This window comes from Actinosynnema sp. CA-299493, from assembly GCF_050946825.1.
Classification (GTDB): Bacteria; Actinomycetota; Actinomycetes; order Mycobacteriales; family Pseudonocardiaceae; genus Actinosynnema.
In genome coordinates this window covers 4,398,889-4,420,551 of record NZ_CP191993.1, presented here as the reverse complement: position 1 = coordinate 4,420,551, position 21,663 = coordinate 4,398,889, and the positions used below count along the sequence as shown (strand labels likewise).

Below are 21,663 nucleotides of genomic sequence, written 5' to 3'. Positions count from 1 at the left end.
GCCCGTTCCACGCCCGAATGGAACCCAAATGAAACACCGTCCTGCAAGCTACTGCTCAGTAAATCACCCATAAAGTCACAGTTCAGAGACTTGAGTGGAAGTTGATCATGAAATCGGTCTCGGCCCGGACACCTCTCGCCCTGCCGGTAATGCACCGGAGCCGATTGGTCGGGCCCGAACCGGGCCACCCATTTTGGTGACACGGGCCACCTGCGCCCCCGAAGCATTTCCGCACTAATCGGGGTTCGGTCGGCCATGACTCGGCGTGTCGGTGCGGCCGTACGGATCAACACCACAGAGTGGCCGTGAGTGGCCTCTGTTCACCCCGGGAGGTGTTCGACGGGAGCCGGACCGGCTCCCGTCGACACGGAGCGTGAGAGCGCAACCACGCTCCACCACCCGGTCAGTCCGTCGTCTCCAGCTCCTCGTCGAGGATGTCGAACAGCTCGTCGGCCGTCACCGCGTCGAGCGACGCCTCCGCGTTCCCCGACTCGGGCGTGGCGAGGGCCAGCCGGGCCACCAGGGCGCGCAACCTCGCCTCCACGCGGGCGCGTTCCTCCTCGGCCGGCGCGGTCACGTCGAGCGCCGCCTCCAGCCTGGCCAGCTCGTCCTCCAGCGACGGCGCCGCCTCGCCCGCGCCGCCCAGCTCGGTCACCAGGAAGTCCGCCACCTCCGCCGGCGTGGGGTGGTCGTAGGCCAGCGTCGCCGACAGCCGCACGTCCAGCCGCCCACCCAGCCGGTCGGCCAACCGATCACCCAGCCGGTCGCGCAGCTCGACCGCCGCCAGCGAGTCGAAGCCGAGGTCCAGGAAGCCCTTGGCCGGGTCGACCGCCTGCGGCCCGTCGTGGCCCAAGACCGCGGCGGTCGCGGCCCGGACCAGCTCCAACAGGTGCGTGCGGAGCTCGGCGGCCGGCAGCGCGTCGAGCCGCACGGCTTCCGGTTCGGCGGACCGCGCGGCACGGCGCTCACCGCGCGACACACCGCGCAGCACGGCCGGGACGGCGCCCGAGGACGAGCGCGCCGCCGCGAAGTCCAGGCGCGCGGGCACCAGCTCCGCCCGGTCGGCCGCCACCGCCGCGTCGAACAGCGCCAACCCTTCCTCGGGGCTCAGCGCCACCACACCCGACTCCGCCATCCGCCGCAGGTCCAGGTCACCGAGGCCCGCGGTCATGGCGCTGTCGACCCCCTGCCACAGACCCCAGGCCAGGGCCGTCGCCGGCAGGCCTTGCGCCCGACGTGCCCGCGCCAGGCCGTCCACGAACGCGTTCGCCGCCGCGTAGGCCGCCTGGCCCGCGCCGCCGAGCACCGACGCCAGCGACGAGAACAGCACGAACGCCTTGAGGTCGCGGTCGCGGGTCAGCTCGTGCAGGTGCCACGCCGCTTCCGCCTTGGGCCGCCACACCGCGTCGACCCGTCCGGCATCGAGGTCGGTCAGCAACGCGTCGTCCACCACGCCCGCCGCGTGCACCACCGCCGACAGCTCGACCCCGGCCAGCAACCCGGCCAGCGCGTCGCGGTCGACCACGTCGCACGCCGCCACCTCGACCGCCGCACCGGCCGCGGACAGCTCCGCCACCAGCTCCTTCGCGCCCGGTGCGGACGGCCCGCGCCGGCCGACCAGCAGCAGCCGACGCACACCGTGGGCGGTCACCAGGTGCCTGGCCACCACGGCGCCGATCCCGCCGGTGCCACCGGTCACCAGCACCGTGCCCTCGCCGAAGTCGGGGCGGCCACCGCCGGCGGCCCGCACCAGCCGGGGCACGGTCACCCGGCCACCGCGCACCGCCACCTGCGGCTCACCCGACGCCAGGGCGGCGGCCACGGCGTGGTCGGACTCGGCGCGTCCGTCCACGTCCACCGCCACGACCACGCCGGAGTGCTCGGCCTGCGCCGACCGCAGCAGGCCCCACAACGGCGCGTGCGCCAGGTTCACCACCGACTCGTCCTCCGCGACCGCGACCGCGCCGGTCGTGACCACGGCCAACCGCGCCGCCGGCGCGGCGCGGACCCAGTCGCGCAGCACGTCGACCAGTCGCGCCACCGCCTCGCGACCGGCGTCCGCCGGATCGTCGCCCGAGGTCGGTTCCAGCGGCAACAGCACGAAGTCCGCGCCGGAGGCCACGGCTGCCTCCACATCGGGGTACGCGACCGCGCCGAACCGGGACGCCGGCGCGACGACGGCCGTCCGCACCGGGGCGCCGGCCACACCGGGCGCCGAGGTCCAGTCGACCCGGTGCAGCGCGTCCAGCCCCGGCCCGGAAGCGGGCAGCGGGCGCACCGCCAGCGATCCGACCGACGCGACCGGCGCACCGGCCGCGTCCGCCAGCTCGAAGGCGTAGCCGCCGTCCTCGGCCCGGCTCAGCCGCACGCGCAGCACCGACGCGCCGGACGCGTGCAGGACGACGTCGCGCCAGGCGAACGGCACGCTGACCCCGTCGTCGTCACCGTTGTCCAGGAGCGCGGTGGTGTGCAAAGCCGCGTCCAGCAGCGCCGGGTGCAGGCCGAACCGGTCCGACCCGGCGGCCGTCGCGTCGTCCGCCAGCACCTCGCCGAACACCTCGTCACCGCGTCGCCACGCCGCCACCAGGCCGCGGAACGCCGGGCCGTAGGCGTAGCCGCGATCGGCCAGCGCGTCGTACCACCCGGTCAGGTCGACCTCCACCGCGTCGGCGGGCGGCCACTCGTCCCAGTCGGCGACCGGGGTCGCGAGGCCGGGCGTGAGCACACCGGTGGCGTGCCGGGTCCACTCGGAGCCGGGGACGTCCGGCCGCGTGTGGACGGTCAGCGACCGCCGCGCGGACGGGTCCGGACCGCTCACCGCGACCTGGAGCACCACACCGCCACGCCGGGGCAGCACGAGCGGCGCCTCCAGGGTCAGCTCCTCGACCCGGTCGCCGCCGACCTGGTCACCCGCGTGGACCGCCAGCTCCGCCAGCACCGCGCCGGGCACCAGCACCCGACCGGCCACCACGTGGTCGGCCAGCCACGGTTGCGCGGCCAGGGAGACGCGGCCGGTGAGCAGGACGCCGTCGTCGGCGAGCGCCACGACCTCGCCCGCGAGCGGGTGCCCCGCGCTCCCGTCCACCACGTCGAGCCAGTAGCGGCGGCGCTGGAACGGGTAGGTCGGCAGGTCCACGACCCGCGTGCCGGACCCGGCGAACACCGCCGACCAGTCCGGTTCCGCGCCGCGCACGAACAACGCGCCGAGCGCCAGCGCGGCGGTCGCCGCCTCGGACCGGTCGGCGCGCAACGCCGGCACCGACAACGCCGCCGAGGGGTCGAGCAAGCACTCCTGGGCGAGACCGGTCAGGACGGCGTCCGGGCCGATTTCCAGGTAGGTCGTGACCCCTTGTCCCTCCAACGCGCGCACACCGTCGTGGAAGCGGACCGCGCCCCGGACGTGACGCACCCAGTACTCCGGATCGGTCAACTCACCCGGCTCCGCGACCCGACCCGTCACGTTCGACACCACCGGAACCCGAGGCTCCACGAAGGACAACGAACCCACCACCTCGCGGAACCGGTCCAACACCGGCTCCACATGCGGAGAGTGGAAAGCACGCGACACCCGCAACGCGCGAGTCTTCAGACCCTCCGCCCTCCACCGCACCACCAACTCGTCCAACACCGCACGATCACCGGACACCACCACCGAACGCGGCCCGTTCACCGCCGCCACGTCCACCCGGCCCTCGAACCCGACCAGCCAGCGCCGCACTTCCTCCTCGGTCGCCACCACCGCGACCATGCCGCCATCCGACCGCATCTCCCCCATCAACGCACCCCGCGACACCACCAACCTCACCGCATCCGCCAACGAGAACACCCCGGCCACATACGCCGCCGCGATCTCACCCACGGAATGACCCGCCACGTAATCAGGCCTGATGCCCCACGACTCGAACAACCGGAACAACGCCACCTCGAACGCGAACAACGCCGGCTGACTGATCGCTGTGTCGTCCAGAGCATCCTGATCGTCGCCGAACACCACGCCGGCCAACGAACGGCCCAGTTCGGCGTCGACCGCCGCGCACACCTCGTCGAAGGCCGACGCGAACACCGGCCACCGCGCGTGCAACTCACGACCCATGCCGAGCCGCTGCGAACCCTGACCCGTGAACAGCATCGCCACCCGGCCCGCGGAACGATCCGCGCGCACCACGCCCGGCCCTTCGCCGTCGCGCGCCAACGCGTCCAGCGCCGTGAGAACGGCGTCCGGGTCGGCGGTGGAGACGGCGGCCCGGTGCTCCAGCGCCGACCGGGTCGTGGCGGCGGCGCGGACCACGTCCGCCAGGGGCAAGCCCTCGGCCAGCGCCGCGCGCAGGTTGGCCGCTTGCGCCCGGAGGGCCGCCTCACCGACCGCCGAGACCAGCAGCGGCGCGACCGGCGTCACGGCGTCGGTGTCCACCGGGACCGGTTCCGCCGCCGGGGCCTGTTCCAGGACGAGGTGCGCGTTGGTGCCCGAAATCCCGAACGACGACACACCCGCCCGACGCGGACGACCCGTCTCCGGCCACGAACGCGCCTCCGTCAACAACTCGACGGACCCCTCCGACCACTCCACCTGAGGAGTCCGCTCACCCACGTGCAACGTCTTCGGCAACACGCCCTCGCGCATCGCCATCACCATCTTGATCACACCGGCCACACCCGCAGCAGCCTGCGTGTGACCGAAGTTCGACTTCACCGAACCCAGGTACAACGGCTCCGGACGGTCCTGGCCGTAGGTCGCCAACAACGCCTGGGCCTCGATCGGGTCGCCGAGCCGGGTGCCGGTGCCGTGCGCCTCCACCGCATCGACCTCCGTGTGCGACAAGCCCGCACTGGCCAACGCCGCCCGGATCACCCGCTGCTGGGAAGGACCGTTCGGCGCGGTCAAGCCGTTCGACGCACCGTCCTGGTTCACCGCCGAACCACGCAACAACGCCAGCACCTGGTGACCGTTGCGCCGGGCGTCCGACAACCGCTCCAGCACCACCACGCCGACACCCTCGGACATCGCGGTGCCGTCGGCGTCGGCGGAGAAGGACTTGGCCCGACCGTCGGGCGCGAGCCCGCGCTGGAGGCTGAAGTCGATCAGCGTGTCCGGGGTGGACATCACGCTCACACCGCCCGCGAGCGCGAGCGAGCACTCACCGTTGCGCAACGCCTGCGCCGCCAGGTGGATCGACACCAACGACGACGAGCACGCCGTGTCCACCGACAACGAGGGCCCCTCGAACCCGAAGACGTAGGACACCCGGCCGGACGCGACCGACGCCAACGACCCGTTGCCCACGTAACCCGCCAGGTCGTCCGGGACGTGGTCCAGCCGGGTCGCGTAGTCGTTGTACATGATGCCCACGAACACACCGGTGTGGCTGCCGCGCAGGCCGGCCGGGTCGATGCCCGCCCGTTCCAACGCCTCCCACGACGTCTCCAGCAGCAACCGCTGCTGCGGGTCCATCGCCAGCGCCTCACGCGGCGAGATGCCGAAGAACGTGGGGTCGAAGTCGGCGGCGTCGTGCAGGAAGCCGCCCTCCAGCGCGCAGAACCTGCCCGCCTTGCCCGGCTCCGGGTCGTACAGGCCCTCCACGTCCCAGCCCCGGTCGGACGGCAGCGGGGTCATCCCGTCGCGCCCGTTCACGAGCAGCTGCCACAGCTGCTCGGGCGTGCTCACCCCGCCGGGGAACCGGCAGCCCATGCCGACCACCACGATCGGGTCGTCGGACACCACCGCCGGGGTGGGTGCGGCCTCCGCCGGGGTGTCGTCGCCCAGCAGCTCGGACTTGAGCAGCGCCGCGAGGACCAGCGGCGTCGGGTGGTCGAACACCAGGGTCGCGGGCAGCCGCAACCCCGCCACCGCGTTGAGCCGGTTGCGCAGCTCCACCGAGGCCAACGAGTCGAAGCCCAGGTCGCGGAACGCCTTGCGCGGTTGCACCGCCTCGACGCCGTCGTGCCCCAGCACCGCCGCCACGTGCGTGCGCACCAGCTCCAGCAGCAGGTGGTCGCGGTCGGCCCCGGGCAGCGCGGCGAGCCGGTCGGCGAGCGACGGCCCGTCCGCGTCCGCGGGACCGGACACCCGGCGCACGGGCTTGCGCACCAGCGCGCGGAACAGCGCGGGCACCTCGCCCCGCGCCCGCAGCGCCGCCGTGTCCAGCCGCATCGGCACGAGCAGCGCCCGGTCGGCGGCCAGGGCGGTGTCGAACAGCGCCAGGCCTTCCTCGGTGGTCAACCCGAGCAGGCCCGAGCGCGCCATGCGGGCCACGTCGGCGTCGGTGAGGTGCGCGGTCATCCCGCTGCGCTGCTGCCAGAAGCCCCAGGCCAGCGACGTGCCGGGCAGTCCGGCGGCGCGGCGGGCGTGGACCAGGCCGTCCACGTAGGCGTTGGCCGCGGCGTAGTTGCCCTGGCCGCCGCCGTCCACCGCGCCCGCCGCCGACGAGAAGACGACGAACGCCGTCAAGTCGCGGTCGCGGGTCAGCTCGTGCAGGTGCCGCGCGCCGTCGGCCTTGGGCCGCCACGCGGTGTCGAAGCGCGCGGCGTCCAGGTCGGTGACGAGCGCGTCGTCGAGTGCGGCGGCGGCGTGCACGACGGCGGTCAGGTCGGTGATGCCGGCCAGCAACTCCGCCACCGAACCCCGGTCCGCCACGTCGCACGCCACCACCTCGACCCGCGCGCCCGCCGTCGACAGCTCCTCGCGCAGCTCCTCCGCACCCGGCGCGGCCGGCCCCCGGCGCCCGGTCAACACCAACGACCGCACGCCGTGCGCCACCACGAGGTGCCGCGCCAGCACCGCACCCAGCCCGCCGGTGCCACCGGTGACCAGCACCGTGCCACCACCGAACGACGAGGTCGGCGCACCGGCCACCACCGGCACCCGCACCAGGCGGCGGGTGAACAGCTCCTCGTCGCGGATCGCGATCTCGGGTTCGCCCGCGCCGAGCGCCGAGGTCAGCTCGTCCCACCCGACCGGCCACCGGTCGGTGTCCACCAGCACGAAGCGGTCGGGGTGCTCCGAGGCCGCCGCGCGCACCAGACCGTGCACCGCGACCACGGCGGGGTCGACCGGCGCGTCGCCGGCGTCGGCGCCGCCCCGGGTCAGCACGACCAGGCGGGCCGCGGCGAACCGCTCGTCGGCCAGCCAGTCCCGGACCACCGCCAGCACCTCGTCCACGGTGGACCTGTCGCCCGTCGGGACGACCGGGAGCACCACCCAGTCCGGCACGTCGGTCAGTTCGGGCAGGCCCGCGACCTGCGGCACGTACTTGCCGAGCTGCCCGCCGAGGACCACGATCCGGCCACCGGTCGGGTCGGCCGTGAGCGGGACCCAGTCGATCCCGAACAGCGCGTCCGCCACGCCACCGGTCGGCGTGGACACCTCGCGGGACAGCAGTGCGGCCACGGCGGCGACCGGCGCGCCGCTCTGGTCGGCGACCCGGATCGCGAGACCGTCCGCGCCGGACCGCGTCAACCGCACGCGAAGCGCCGTCGCGCCGGTCGCGAACAGCCCGACACCGGTCCACTCGAACGGCACTTGAGGCGGACCGGTCGGGTCCTCCACCACCAGCGCCGCGTGGAGCGCGGCGTCGAGCAGCGCCGGGTGCAGGCCGAAGCCGGTCGCGGCCACGCCCTCGGGCAGCGCGACTTCGGCGTAGACCTCGGAGCCGGCCAGCCACGCGGCGCGCAGCCCGCGCAACGCCGGGCCGTAGTGGTAACCGCGACCGGCCAGCACGTCGTAGGCGTCGGTCAGGTCGACCGGTTCGGCCCCCGCGGGTGGCCACGCGGTCAGCTCGAAGTCCGCCTCCGCGCCGGTCGCGGCCAGCGAGCCCGACGCGTGGCGGGTCCACGGGCCGTCCCGGTCGTCCGGTCGCGAGTGGACGGTCACGGCACGGCGCCCGGTCCGGTCGGCCGCGCCGACCCGGACCTGCACCCGCACCCGACCGCGGTCGGGCAGCGGCAGCGGCGCCTCGATCGTGAGCTGCTCCACCAGGTCGCAGCCGACCTCGTCACCGGCCCGCAGCGCGAGCTCGACGAACGCGGTGCCCGGCAGCAGCGGTGCCCCGGACAGCGCGTGGTCGGCCAACCAGCCGTGCGAGGACAGCGACAACCGGCCGCTGAGCAGCACCTCGTCGGAGTCCGCGACGGTGAGGACCGCGCCGAGCAGCGGGTGCTCGGCGGAGCCGAGGCCGGCCGACGACACGTCACCGGCGGGCGCGGTCGCGTCGAGCCAGAAGCGGCGGCGCTGGAAGGCGTAGGTGGGCAGGCCGATCGTGCGCGGAGCGGCCTCGGCGAGCAGTCCCGCCCAGTCCACCGGCGCGCCGCGCGTCCACGCCTCCGCGAGGGAGAGCAGCACCCGGCGCGGGCCGCCGTCGTCGCGGCGCAGCGAACCGACGGCGGCGACCTCGACCCCGTCCGCGTCGGCCGTGTCCTGCACGGCCGCGGTGAGCACCGGGTGCGGGCTGCACTCGACGAACACCGCGTGGCCGGCGGCGACCACCGCGCGGGTGGCGCCGATGAAGTCCACGGTCTCGCGCAGGTTGGTGTACCAGTAGTCGGCGTCCAGCGTCGCGGTGTCGACCGGCTCGGCGGTGACCGTCGAGTAGAACGGCACGTTCCCGGTGCGCGGCGCGATGCCCGCGAGCACCTCGGCGAGCCGGTCGCGCACCGCTTCCACGTGTGACGAGTGCGAGGCGTAGTCCACCGCCACCCGCCGCACCCGCGCGCCGCCGGCCGTCAGCGCCTCGCCCACGGCGTCGAGCGCGGCCGGGTCGCCGGAGAGCACCACCGACGCCGGGCCGTTGACCGCCGCGACGGACACGCCCGGCACGAGGTGCTCGCGCACCCGTTCCACGGGCAGCAGCACGGACATCATCCCGCCCTTGCCGGCCAGGTCCTCGGCGATCGCCAGGCTGCGCAGCGCCACGACCGCCGCGCCGTCCTGCACCGACAGCCCGCCCGCGACGACGGCCGCCGCGATCTCGCCCTGGGAGTGCCCGATGACCGCGTCCGGGCGCACGCCGTGCGACTGCCACAGCTCGGCCAGCGACACCATCACCGACCACAGCACGGGCTGCACGACGTCGACCCGTTCCAGCGGCGGGGTGCCGGGCAGACCGCGCACGACGTCGAGCAGCCGCCAGTCCACGTGCCGCTCCAGCGCGGCGGCGCACTCGGCCATCCGCCCGGCGAACACCGGCGAGGAGTCCAGCAGCTCGACGGCCATCCCCGCCCACTGCGTGCCCTGACCGGGGAACACGAACACCACGCGGGGATCGGCGCCGGCGACGCCCTCGACCGGGGTGGCGGACGCATCGCCCTCGGCGAGCGCCTGGACACCCGCCCGCAGCTCGGCCAGGTCCTCGCCCACGACGACCGCGCGGTGCTCCAGCGCGGCACGCGTGGTGACCAGCGAGTGCGCCAGGTCCACCGCACGCAGGTCGGTGTGCTCGGCCAGGTGGGCGGCCAGCCGCGCGGCCTGCTCCGCCACCGCCGCGCGGGTCCGGCCGGACAGCACGAACGGCACCGGCCCGACCTCGGTCAGGTCGGGCTCGACCGGCTCGGGCGCGTCCGCCGGGGACTCGGCGGGCGCCTGTTCCAGCACGACGTGCGCGTTGGTGCCCGAGATGCCGAATGACGACACGCCGGCGCGGCGCGGACGCCCGGTCCGGGGCCACGGCAGCGTGCTCGTCGGCAGTTCCACCGCGCCGAGCGCCCAGTCGACCTGCGGGCTGGGCTCGGTGACGTGGAGCGTGCGCGGCACCTCACCCGCCCGCAGCGCCAGCACCATCTTGATCACGCCCGCGACGCCCGCCGCCGCCTGGGTGTGGCCGATGTTCGACTTGATCGAACCGAGGTAGAGCGGCGTGTCGCGGTCCTGGCCGTAGGTGGCGATGACCGCTTGCGCCTCGATCGGGTCACCCAGCGGGGTGCCGGTGCCGTGCGCCTCCACCACGTCCACCTCGGAGGGCCGCACGCCGCCCGCCGCGAGCGCCGCCCGGATCACCCGCTGCTGCGAAGGACCGTTCGGCGCGGTCAGACCGTTCGACGCGCCGTCCTGGTTGACCGCCGACCCGCGCAGCAGCGCCAGCACCTGGTGGCCGTTGCGCCGGGCGTCGGACAGGCGCTCCAGCACCAGCAGGCCCACGCCCTCGCCCCAGCCCGTGCCGTCGGCGTCGGCGGAGAAGGACTTGGACCGGCCGTCACCGGCCAACCCGCGCTGGAGGCTGAAGTCGACGAACGTGTCCGGCGTCGCCATCACCGTGACGCCGCCCGCGAGCGCGAGCGTGCACTCGCCGTTGCGCAACGCCTGCGCCGCCAGGTGGATCGACACCAACGACGACGAGCACGCCGTGTCCACCGACACCGCCGGACCTTCCAGCCCGAGCACGTAGGACACGCGCCCGGACAGGACGCTGGCGATGCTGCCGTTGCCGATGTACCCGGCGATGTCCTCGGGCACCTCGCGCAACCGGGTGCCGTGGTCGTGGTACATCACGCCGGCGAACACACCGGTCGGGCTGCCCTTGAGCGACGTCGGGTCGATGCCCGCCCGCTCCAACGCCTCCCAGGACGCCTCCAGCAGCAGCCGCTGCTGCGGGTCCATGGCCGTCGCCTCACGCGGACCGATGCCGAAGAACTCCGCGTCGAAGTCCAGCGCGTCGTGCAGGAAACCGCCTTCGCGCACGTAGGTCTTGCCGGCGCGGCCCGGTTCCGGGTCGAAGATCGCGTCCACGTCCCAGCCCCGGTCGCCGGGGAACTCCGACACCGCGTCCACCCCGTCCGCGACCAGCCGCCACAGCTGCTCGGGCGTGGTCACCCCGCCGGGGTAGCGGCAGCTCATCGCGACGATGGCGATCGGGTCGTCGACCGGGCGGACCGGCGTCGGCGCCGGCTCGACCCGAGGCTCGTCGCCCAGCACCGTGCCGCCGATGTGCGCCGCGAGCGCCGCCGGGGTCGCGTAGTCGAACACCAGCGTCGCGGGCAACCGCAACCCGGTCGCCGAGTTCAACCGGTTGCGCAGCTCCACCGCGGCCAGCGAGTCGAACCCGATCTCGCTGAACGCGCGTCCGGGCTCCACGGCCTGCGGGCTGTCGTGCCCCAGCACCGCCGCCACGTGGGCGCGCACGAGGTCCAGCAGCACGCGGTCGCGCTCGGCGGCGGGCCGGGCCGCCAGCTCGTCGGCGAAGCGCGTCCCGCCCGCGCCGACCGCGCCCGCCGCACGTCGCGCCGGCCGCACCAGTCCCCGGAACAGCGGGGGCAGCTGCCCGCCGCGAGCGCGCAGGGCGGTGAAGTCGAGCTTGACCGGCACCAACGCCGGTTCGGCCGCCGCCAGGGCGGCGTCGAAGGCGGCCAGGCCGTCCGCGGTGGGCAGGGCGGGCAGCCCGGCCCGGCCCATCCGCGCCACGTCGGCCTCGGACAGGTGCGCGGTCATCCCGCTGCGCTGCTCCCACAGCCCCCAGGCCAGGGAGACGGCGGGCAGGCCGTCGGCGCGGCGGGCGTGCGCGAGCGCATCGAGGTAGGCGTTCGCGGCGGCGTAGTTGCCCTGGCCCGCGCCGTCCACCACGCCGGCGGCGGAGGAGAACAGCACGAACGCGCGCAGGTCGCCGGCCAGCTCGTGCAGGTGCCGCGCGCCGTCGGCCTTGGGCCGCCACACGGTGTCCACCTGCTCGGGCGTCATGCCCGACACGAGCCCGTCGGCCAGCACGCCGGCCGCGTGGACCACCGCGGTGAGGCCGTCGACGCCTGCCAGCACGGCGGCCACCGCGTCGCGGTCGGCGACGTCGCACGGCACGACCTCGACCCGCGCTCCCGCCGCGGTCAGCTCGTCGCGCAGCTCCACCGCGCCGGCCGCGTCGAGCCCCCGGCGGCTGGTCAGCACCAACGACCGCACGCCGCGCCCGACCAGGTGCCGCGCCACCAGCGCGCCCAGGCCACCGGTCCCGCCGGTGACCAGCACCCGGTCCTCGTCGGTCCACTCGAACGCGGGCCCGCCGGTCGCCCGGGCCAGCCGGGGCACGAGCAGCGCGCCGGCGCGGACCGCGACCTCCGGCTCCGCCAGCCCGAGCGCGGGGCGCGGGTCGGCGGCCGGGTCGTCCAGGTCCAGCAGCACGAACCGGTCCGGGTTCTCCGCCTGGGCGGCCCGGACCAGGGCCCACGCGGGCGCGACGGACTCGTCCACGGCCGTCCCGCCCGCGGGCACCGCGCCCGAGGTCGTCACGACCAGGCGCGCGGAGGCGAAGCGGTCATCGGCCAGCCACGTCCGCACGGTCGCCAGCACGGCGTCCACCGTGGACCGGGCGGTGGCGGGCGCCGGGCGCAGCAGCACCCAGTCCGGCACGTCGACCAGCTCGACCAGGTCAGCGAGGTCGGCGAGGTCGGCCACCTCGACCAGCGTGCCCGCCGTGGGCGTTGCCGACGCGGGCACCCAGTCGACCCGGTACAGCACGTCCGGGCCGGTGGCGGCGGTCAGCGCGGCGACCGGCACCGGCCGGGTGACCAGCGCGTCGACGGTCGCCACCGGGTCGCCCGCCGGGTCGGTGAGCAGCAGCGCCACCGCGTGGTCGCCGACCGGGGTCACCCGCACCCGGACGGCGGTCGCGCCGGTGGCGTGCAGCGACACGCCCGTCCACGCGAACGGCAGCTCGACGAAACCCTCGTCGCCGCCCGCGCCGGTCGCGTGCAGGCAGGCGTCCAGCAACGCCGGGTGCAGGCCGAAACCCGCCGCGTCGACGCCGTCGGGCAGCGCCACCTCCGCGTAGACCGCGTCGTCGGACCGCCACGCGGCACGCAGACCGCGGAACACCGGCCCGTACTGGTAATCACCGGCGGCCAGTTCGTCGTAGAGCGCTTCGACGTCCACGCGGGTCGCGTCGGCGGGCGGCCACTGGGCGAGCCGCTCGGGCGCGGTGCGCGGTGCGCGGTCCACGAACCCGGTGGCGTGCCGCGTCCACGCGTCCTCGGCGCCGTCGGGCCGCGAGTGGATCGTCACCGCGCGACGCCCGGTCGCGTCCTCACCGCCCACCGCGACCTGGAGCACCACGCCGCCGAGCTCGGGCAGCACCAGCGGCGCCTCCAGGGTCAGCTCCTCGACCCGGTCGCAGCCGACCTGGTCGCCCGCGCGCACGGCGAGTTCCACGAACGCCGTGCCGGGCAGCAGGGTCGTGCCCGCCGCGGCGTGGTCGGCCAGCCAGCGGTGGGTGCCCAGCGACAGCCGGCCGGTCAGCAGCACGCCGCCGTTGTCGGCCGTGGTGACCGCCGCGCCGAGCAGCGGGTGCCCGGCCGGGCCGAGTCCGGCCGCCGTGACGTCGCCGGGACCGCTCGTCGCGTCCAGCCAGTAGCGGCGGTGCTGGAACGGGTAGGTCGGCAGGTCCACCACGCGCGAGTCGCCGACCAGCTCGGCCCAGTCCGGTTCCGCGCCGCGCACGAACAACGCGCCGAGCGCCAGCGCGGCGGTCGCCGCCTCGGACCGGTCGGCGCGCAACGCGGGCACCAACCACGCCGAGTCGGGTTCGACCAGGCAGTCCTGGCCCAGACCGGTGAGCACCGCGTCCGGGCCGATTTCCAGGTAGGTCGTGACGCCCCGCTCCTCCAACGCTCGCACGCCGTCGTGGAAGCGGACCGCACCCCGGACGTGACGCACCCAGTACTCCGGGTCGGTCAGCTCACCCGGACCGGCGACCCGACCCGTCACGTTCGACACCACCGGAACCCGAGGCTCAACAAAGGACAAGGAACCCACCACCTCGCGGAACCGGTCCAACACCGGCTCCACGTGCGGAGAGTGGAACGCGCGGGACACCCTCAACGCGCGAGTCTTCAGCCCTTCGGCCTTCCAGCGCATCACCAACTCGTCCAGCACCGCACGATCACCCGACACGACCACCGAACGCGGCCCGTTCACCGCCGCCACGGCCACCTTGTCCTCGACACCCGCGAGCCACGTGCGGATCTCGTCCTCGCCGGCGACCACCGCGACCATGCCGCCGTCCGACCGCATCTCCCCCATCAACGCACCACGTGACACCACCAACTTCACCGCGTCCGCCAGCGAGAACACCCCGGCCACGTACGCCGCCGCGATCTCACCCACAGAGTGACCCGCCACGTAATCAGGCCTCACACCCCACGACTCGAACAACCGGAACAACGCCACCTCGAACGCGAACAACGCCGGCTGACTGATCGCCGTGTCGTCCAGAGCACCCTGATCGTCGCCGAACACCACACCGGCCAACGAACGACCCAGCTCGGCATCCACCGCCGCGCACACCTCATCGAACACCGACGCGAACACCGGCCACCGCGCGTACAACTCACTACCCATGCCGAGCCGCTGCGAACCCTGACCCGTGAACAACATCGCCAAGCCGCCGGGCGCCCGACCGCCCTGGACCACACCGGACCCGGTGCCACCGGCGGCGAGATCGGTCAGCGCGGCGACCAGGCCGTCACGGTCGGCGGCGACGACGGCGGCCCGCCGTTCGTGCGCGGCACGGGCGGTGGCCAGCGAACGCGCCACGTCCGGCAGCGCCAGGTCGGGCTCGGCGGTCAGCCGCTGCGCCAGCCGGGCCGCCTGATCGCGCACGGCCTGGTCCGTGCGGCCGGACAACACGATCGGCGCCCGCAGCGGGACCTCGGACCGCACGACGTCCGGCTCGTCGGTGGCCTGTTCCAGGACGAGGTGCGCGTTCGTGCCCGAGATCCCGAACGACGACACACCGGCCCGACGCGGACGACCCGTCTCCGGCCACGAACGCGCCTCCGTCAACAACTCGACGGACCCCTCCGACCACTCCACCTGAGGAGTCCGCTCACCCACGTGCAACGTCCTGGGCAACACGCCCTCGCGCATCGCCATCACCATCTTGATCACACCGGCCACACCCGCCGCCGCCTGCGTGTGACCGATGTTGGACTTGATCGAGCCCAACCACAGCGGCTCCGAACGGTCCTGGCCGTACGTCGCGATCACCGCCTGGGCCTCGATCGGGTCACCCAACCGGGTGCCGGTGCCGTGCGCCTCCACCGCATCGACCTCCGTGTGCGACAGACCCGCGCTGGCCAACGCCGCGCGGATCACCCGCTGCTGCGAAGGACCGTTCGGCGCGGTCAAGCCGTTCGACGCGCCGTCCTGGTTCACCGCCGAACCACGCAACAACGCCAGCACCTGGTGACCGTTGCGCCGGGCGTCCGACAACCGCTCCAGCACCACGATGCCCACGCCCTCCGACCACCCCGTGCCGTCGGCGTCGGCGGAGAACGACTTGGACCGGCCGTCACCGGCCAACCCGCGCTGGAGGCTGAAGTCCAGGAACGTGTCCGGCGTCGCCATGACCGTGACGCCGCCCGCGAGCGCGAGCGTGCACTCGCCGTTGCGCAACGCCTGCGCCGCCAGGTGGATCGACACCAACGACGACGAGCACGCCGTGTCGATGGTGACCGCCGGACCTTCCAGCCCGAGCACGTAGGACACCCGGCCGGACGCGACCGACGCCAACGACCCGTTGCCCAGGTAGCCGGCCAGGTCCTCGGGGATGTGCTTGAGCCGCAACGCGTAGTCGTGGTACATCACGCCGGCGAACACACCGGTCGGGCTGCCCTTGAGCGACGTCGGGTCGATGCCCGCCCGCTCCAACGCCTCCCACGAGGTCTCCAGCAGCAGCCGCTGCTGCGGGTCCATCGCCGTCGCCTCACGCGGACCGACCCCGAAGAACTCCGCGTCGAAGTCCAGCGCGTCGGTGAGGAAGCCGCCTTCCACGGAGTAGGTCTTGCCGGGCTTGCCCGGCTCCGGGTCGTACAGGTCGGCCACGTGCCAGCCGCGGTCCTCGGGGAACCGCGTGATGCCGTCCGTCCCGCTCGCGACCAGGTCCCACAGCTGCTCGGGCGTCGTCACGCCGCCCGGGTAGCGGCAGCTCATGCCGACGATCGCGATCGGCTCGTCGATCACCGCCGCGACCCGCTCGACGGGGTGGCCCGGCGCGGCCGTCGGGGTGGCCGCGCCGAGCGCCTTCTCCCGGATGTGCGCGACGAGCGCCACCGGAGTCGGGTGGTCGAACACCAGCGTCGCGGGCAGCCGCAACCCCGTCACCACGTTCAACCGGTTGCGCAGCTCCACCGCGGCCAACGAGTCGAAGCCCAAATCCCGGAACGCCTTGCGCGGTTCCACGGCCTGCGGGCTGTCGTGCCCCAGCACCGCCGCCACGTGCGTGCGCACCAGCTCCAGCAGCTTCGCGTCGCGGTCCGCCTCGGGCAGGTCGGCGAGTCCCGCCAGCGGCGCCGGGCCACCGGCCACCGACCCGCCGGCCGTGCGCCGGGCCGCCGGCACCAGGCCGCGCAGCAGCGCGGGCACGCCGTCGACGCGGGCGCTCAACGCGGCCAGGTCGAGCCGGACCGGCACGACGACCGGTTCGGCCGTGGTGAGCGCGGCGTCGAGGAGCGCCAAGTTCTCCGCCGGCGTCAGGCCGGGCATGCCGGAGCGCTCGACGCGCTGGAGCGCGGCGTCGTCCAGGACCGCGCCCATGCCGTGGTCGCCGAGCCACAGGCCCCAGGTCAACGCGGTCGCGGGCAGGCCCTCGGCACGGCGGCGGGAGGCCAGGGCGTTGAGGAACGCGTTGGCCGCCGCGTAGTTGCCCTGGCCGGGGTTGTCCAGCAGCGCGGCGAGGGAGGAGTACAGGACGAACGCGGTCAGCTCGCGGTCGCGGGTCAGCTCGTGCAGGTGCCAGGCGGCGTCGGCCTTGGGACGCAGCACGGTGTCGACCTGCTCGGCGTCCAGGGTGCCGACCGTGCCGTCGGCGACGACACCGGCCGCGTGCACCACGGCGGTCAGGTCGGTGATGCCGGCCACCAACGCCGCCACCGCGTCCCGGTCCGCCACGTCGCACGCCACCACCTCGACCCGCGCGCCCGCCGTCGACAGCTCCTCGCGCAACTCCGCCGCGCCGGTGGCGTCGAGCCCGCGGCGGCTGGTCAGCACCAACGACCGCACACCGTGCCGGGCGACCAGGTGCCGCGCCAACACCGCGCCCAGCCCACCGGTGCCGCCGGTCACCAGCACCGTCCCACCACCGAACGGGACGGTCGGCGGGTCGGTGACGACCGGCACCGGGGCCAGCCTCGGCGCCAGCACCGCGCCCGCGCGCACCGCGAGTTCCGGTTCGCCGGTGGCGGCGGCGTCGACCAGCCTGGCCGCGGACTCCGCGGCACCGTCCAGGTCGACCAGGGCGAACCGGTCGGGGTGCTCCGCCCGCGCGGCGCGCACGAGACCCCACACCGGGGCGTGCGCCAAGTCGTCGGCCGCCGCGTCGCGGGTCACCACGACCAGCCGCGACGACGCGAACCGCTCGTCGGCCAACCAGGCGCGCAGCACGTCCAGCACCGCGTTCACCGACGCGCGCACGGCGGTGAGCGGGTCGCCGCCCGCCTCGGGCACCTCGTAGAGCACCACCTCCGGCACCGCCGCGCCGGTCGCCAGCGCCGTCGACAGCGCGGTCAGGTCGGCGTACCCGGTCACCCCCGGGCGGCTCGCGCCCAGGACGACGGCGCGACCGGCCGGCGCGGGCGCGGCGTGCCTGCCCGTCCACTCCAGCCGGAACAGCGACTCGTGGTGCTCGCGGCGGGCGGCGGCCAGCTGCTCGGCGGTCACCGCGCGGGACACGAACGACCCGATCGTCGCGACCGGCGCCCCGCTCGGGTCCGCGACGGTCAGCGTGACCGCGTCGTCGCCCGCCGGGGAGATCCGCACCCGCACGGCCGAAGCGCCTGAGGCGTGCAGCACGACGTCGCTCCAGGCGAACGGGATGCGCACCTCGTCCGCCGGGCCGACGCCCGCCGCGTCCAGCGCGTGCAGCGCGGCGTCGAGCACGGCGGGGTGCAGACCGAAGTCCGCGGCCGCGGCCCGCGCGTCGTCCGGCAACGCCACCTCGGCGTACACGTCGTCGCCGTGGCGCCACACCGCGCGCAGGCCCTGGAACACCGGCCCGTAGCCGTAGCCGCGCTCGGCCAGGTCGGCGTAGACGCGGGAGACGTCCACCCGCTCCCCCACCGGCGGCCACGCGTCGAGGGACTGCGGCGTCGGCACGGGACCGGCGGCCAGCACACCGCCCGCGTGCCGCGTCCACACGACCGCGCCGGGCGAGTTCTCCGGTCGCGTGTGGACGGTCACGGTGCGGCGGCCGTCGTCGTCGGGCGTGTCCACCACCACCTGGAGCACCACGCCGCCCTCGTCGGGCAGCACCAGCGGCGCTTCCAGGGTCAGCTCCTCCAGCACCGGGCAGGCGACCTCGTCCCCGGCGCGCACCGCCAGCTCCACGAACGCGGTGCCGGGCAGCAGCACCGCGCCGGAGATGGTGTGGTCGGCGAGCCAGGGGTGGGTGCGCCGGGACACCCGGCCGGTGAGCACCACGCCGTCGCCGCCCGCGAGCCCGACCACCGCGCCGACCAGCGGGTGGTCGGCGGCGCGCTGGCCCAGGCCGGCGGCGTCGGCACCGGCTGCGTCGGGCGCCAGCCAGAAGCGGGTGCGCTGGAACGCGTAGGTCGGCAGGTCCACGCGGTCGCCGACGCCCTTGGGCAGCAGCGCCGCCCAGTCCACGCCGGCGCCGCGCACGTGCGCCAGCGCCACGGCGGCGCGCACGTCGGCGACCTCGTCGCGGTCCTTGCGCAGCAGTGAGGCGAAGGCGCTGTCCTCGTCGTCCACGGTGTCCTGCGCCATCGCGGTGAGCACCGGGTCCGGGCCCAGTTCGAGGAACGTGGTCACCCCGCTGCCCGCGAGCTGCCGCACGGCGTCGTGGAACCGGACCGCGCGGCGCACCTGCTCGACCCAGTACTCCGGCGAGCACAGCTGGTCGGCCGTCGCGGGCCGGCCGGTGACGTCGGAGACGACCGGGATCGTCGGCGGCGAGTAGGTCATGACCTCGGCGACCCGCCGGAACTCGGCGAGCACCGGCTCCATCAGCGGCGAGTGGAAAGCCCGGCCGACCCGCAGCCGCTTGGTCTTCACACCGCGCTCGGCGAGCACGCCGGCGATCTCCAGCACGGCGTCCTCCGCGCCGGACAGCACCACGGCGCGCGGCCCGTTGACCGCGGCGACGTCGACTTCGTGCTCCCGGCCGGCGAGCAGCGGGCGCACCTCGTCCTCGGCGGCGCGCACGGACACCATCGCGCCACCGGCGGGCAGCTCCTGCATCAGCCGGCCACGCGCGCCGACCAGCAGCGCCGCGTCCTCCAGCGACAGCACGCCCGCGACGTGCGCGGCGGTGATCCCGCCCAACGAGTGGCCGACGAGCACGTCCGGGCGCACGCCCCACGACTCGACCAGTCGGTAGAGCGCGGTCTCCAGGGCGAACAGGGCGCTCTGCGCGTAGGAGGTCCGGTCGAGCAGCGCCGCCAGGTCGCTGCCCGGCTCGGCGAACATCACGTCGCCCAGCGGGTGGTCCAGTTGCAGGTCCAGCCAGCCGCACGCGGCGTCCAGGGCCTTGGCGAACACGGGGAACGCCCGGTAGAGCCGCCTGCCGGCGTCCAGCCGCTGGCTGCCCTGGCCGGTGAACAGGAACGCGAGCAGCCCCGGTTCCTTCGCGCCGCGCACCAGGCCGGGCGCTTCCTCTCCTCGCGCGAGCGCGGTCAACGCGCGGACGGCGTCGTCGCGGTCGTCGGCGAAGATCACCGCGCGGTGCTCCAGCGCGGCACGGCGGGTGGCCAGCTCGCGCGCGGTGTCGACCAGGTCCGGTGCGGTGCCGGTGCGCGGGTCGGGCGTGGCCAGGAACCCGGCGAGGCGGTCGGCCTGGGCGCGCAGGGCGGCATCGCCGCGCGCGGACACCACGAGCACCACGGGTCCCGGTTCCGGCGCCGCGGCTGGCCCGGTGGCGGCAGGTCCGGTGACAGCCGGCTCGGCGGCGGGCGGCTCCTCCAGGATGACGTGCGCGTTCGTGCCGCTGACGCCGAACGACGACACCGCGCCGCGCCGGGGCCGGTCGCCACGGAGCCACGGGCGGGACTCGGTCAGCAGCTCGATGTCGCCGGAGGTCCAGTCGACGTTCGGGGTGGGCGCGTCGACGTGGAGGGTCTTGGGCAGCACGCCCTCGCGCATCGCGTACAGGACCTTCACCAGGCCGGCGATGCCCGCCGACGCCTGGCTGTGGCCGATGTTCGACTTGATCGAGCCGAGCCACAGCGGCTCGTCGCGCCCTTGGCCGTAGGTGGCCAGCAGCGCCTGCGCCTCGATCGGGTCGCCGAGCCGGGTGCCGGTGCCGTGCGCCTCCACCATGTCCACTTCGGACGGTTCGAGGCCGGCGTCGGACAGCGCGCGCAGGATCACCTTCTGCTGGGCCGGGCCGCTGGGCGCGGTCAGGCCGTTGGACGCGCCGTCCTGGTTGATCGCCGTGCCGCGGACCACGCCGAGCACCCGGTGCCCGGCGGCCAGCGCGTCGGACAGCCGCATGAGCACGACGACACCCGCGCCCTCGGCCCAGCCGGTGCCGTCGGCCGCCGCCGCGAACGGCTTGCACACCCCGTCCGGCGCCAGGCCGCGCTGCGTGCTGAACGCGGTGAACGCGCCGGGGTGCACCATGACCGCCACACCGCCGGCCAGCGCCGTCGTGCAGTCGCCGTCGCGCAGTGCCCGCACGGCCAGGTGCAGCGCCACCAGCGAACCGGAGCACGCGGTGTCCACCGAGACGGTCGGCCCCTCCAGGCCGAAGGCGTAGGCGAGCCGGCCGGACACGACGCTGGGCGCGTTGCCGGTCAGCAGGTAGCCGTCCAGGCCCTCGGGGGCCTGGTGCAGCCGGGGGCCGTAGTCCTGGGGCTCCACCCCGATGTAGACGCCGGTGTCGCTGCCGCGCAGGGCGAGCGGGTCGACGCCGGCGTGCTCCAGCGCTTCCCACGCCGTCTCCAGCACCAGCCGCTGCTGGGGGTCCATGGCCAGCGCCTCGCGCGGGCTGATGCCGAAGAACTCCGCGTCGAACTCCGCGGCTGCGTCGAGGAACCCGCCGCGCCGGACGTAGGACTTGCCGGGCTTGCCCGGTTCGTCGTCGAACAGCGCGTCCAGGTCCCAGCCGCGGTCGGTCGGGAACCCGCTGATCACGGTGCGGCCCTGCGCGACGACGTCCCACAGCTTCTCGGGGGTGTCGCTGCCGCCGGGGTAGCGCACGCCGACGCCGACGACCGCGATCGGCTCGTCGCGGCGTCCGGCCACGGCCGGGGCGGCGATCTCGACCGCGACGTGCTCGCCGAGCGCGCGCTCCAGCGCGAACCGCGCCACGGCCAGCGGCGTCGGGTGGTCGTACACCAGCGTCACCGGCAGCGCGAGGCCGGTCGCCGCGCCGAGCCTGCGGTGCAGGTCGACCGCGGCCAGCGAGTCGAAGCCCAGGTCGCGGAACGGGCGCGTGGCGTCCACGGTCGGCGGCGCGTCCGGCAAGGCCGCCGCGAGCACCTCGACGACCTGCTGGAGCACGACCTCCAGCAGCACGCGCTCCTGCTCCGCCCGGTGCAGGCCGGCCAGCCGGTCCACGACCGGGTTCGGTGCGGTGGACTCGGGCACGACGTTCTCCGACTCGCTCATCGGCGCTCCAACCGGTCTGACCGTTCGGGTCGATCCTGGACACGACGCACCCCGCCACCGGGCGCTGCCCCGGTCGCGGGAACCGCTGCGCCGCCCCCGGCGGCTGCCGGGGGCGGCGATGGGTCACTTCA

General features: G+C 75.1%; 1 protein-coding gene. It reads right to left on the bottom strand.

The features are described 5' to 3' along the window. Positions 1–403: 403 nt before the first annotated feature. Positions 404–21,532 carry an SDR family NAD(P)-dependent oxidoreductase gene (locus ACQPYE_RS18230; RefSeq protein ID WP_498722569.1) on the bottom strand — a complete coding sequence of 7,043 codons (21,129 nt, stop codon included), beginning with the start codon at positions 21,530–21,532 and terminating at the stop codon, positions 404–406. Positions 21,533–21,663 lie beyond the last annotated feature (131 nt).

Coding starts and splice junctions, on each gene's coding strand:
- ACQPYE_RS18230 (WP_498722569.1), bottom strand. CDS start 21,532: ATGAGCGAGTCGGAGAACGTCGTGCCCGAGTCCACCGCACCGAACCCG.